The 1,152-nt window shown below is 43.8% G+C and carries 2 protein-coding genes; both read left to right on the plus strand.

Translation table 11 applies throughout. The features are described 5' to 3' along the window. Positions 1 to 836, plus strand: an 836-nt coding sequence (locus Q0236_RS06305) for a TolC family protein (RefSeq protein WP_297916143.1), incomplete at its 5' end; no start/stop codon positions are given. After that, positions 833 to 1,147: a hypothetical protein gene (locus Q0236_RS06310; protein WP_297916145.1), complete on the plus strand. Its 315-nt coding sequence runs from the start codon at positions 833 to 835 to the stop codon at positions 1,145 to 1,147. The genes Q0236_RS06305 and Q0236_RS06310, both read left to right, overlap by 4 nt. Positions 1,148 to 1,152: the final 5 nt, after the last annotated feature.

Raw genomic sequence — 1,152 nt, forward strand, 5'->3', positions numbered from 1 at the left:
CTCTGAAATGGACTAAACAAAATTTAAGCGATTACCGCGAGATCGAAAAAATAATCAAGGCCAAATACGACTACGGCAAGTCCGAGCAGCTTGATTATAGGCAGATTCAAAATTCCATCCTCGGGCTTGAAAACAAGGTCTTAAGCATCCAAAAAAATATCGAGGATAATCACAAATATATGAGAAACCTCATCTCATCCAGCCTGCAGTTTGATGACAACACAAACTCGATAAATTCCATAAAGTTTCAAGGCGTCGATCTAAACGTTCCTTACACCGCGCTTGCAAATCGCCCCGATATTAGAGCCGCGATCTCTAGGCTGAATTCTAGTTTTTACGATCAAGAAACCGCTAAGCTAAATTTTTTCCCTAGCGTAAATTTGGGTGCAGGGCTTACTAACGGTCAGGGCGTAAGCGCTAACGATAGCTTTAAGCTAAATTTCTTAAGCGGCAATGTTAGCATCAGCCTGCCGTTTTTGGATTATGCGAGGGTTGAAAACCGCCTTAAAATTTCGGAGATCGCTTTTCACAAAAATGTAGTAAACTATGAGCAGACGCTATCTAACGCCACAAACGAAGTGTTAAATTTATATAGAATTTATCAGATCAATTTGGCTAGTCTTAAAAATTTAAGCGCCGCATACGACGAGAAGGCGCGTATCGCCGATCTTTACGCCGCTAAATACGAAGCGGGCTCAAGCGAGCTAAAAGATATGCTCGAAGCGCGCACTGACGCCGTGGATGCAAAGATCAGCGAGCTAAATCAAAAATATTTGACGCTGCAAAACGAAGCGGCGATCTATCGAGCTATGGCGGGTAAATTTAGACGCAAATGAAAGAAATTTTGATATTTCTGCTATTTTGCGGCGCGACGTTTGCGGCGGAATACGACTGCACTTTTGAAGGAAGCGACTTTGAGGAGCATCGTAGCGAGGTTTTGCAAAACCGCCGCAAGATCGAAAGCGACGGCAAAATTTTGCAAGATAATTTAGAGCGCGGCGGCTCGCACGGCGAGCAAAATCGCGGCTCGCAAAATTTTTCCTCTGAAAAAGATCCGATGCAGAGCATAAAAGAGCAAAACGATAGGGCGGCGCGGGAGCTTAAAATGCGAAATCAAAAGCTACGCGACAATTCAAAAAGGCGCTAAAATCC

It is taken from the genome of uncultured Campylobacter sp. (genome assembly GCF_938031315.1).
Taxonomy (GTDB): Bacteria; Campylobacterota; Campylobacteria; order Campylobacterales; family Campylobacteraceae; genus Campylobacter_B.

Coding starts and splice junctions, on each gene's coding strand:
- Q0236_RS06310 (WP_297916145.1), top strand. CDS start 833: ATGAAAGAAATTTTGATATTTCTGCTATTTTGCGGCGCGACGTTTGCG.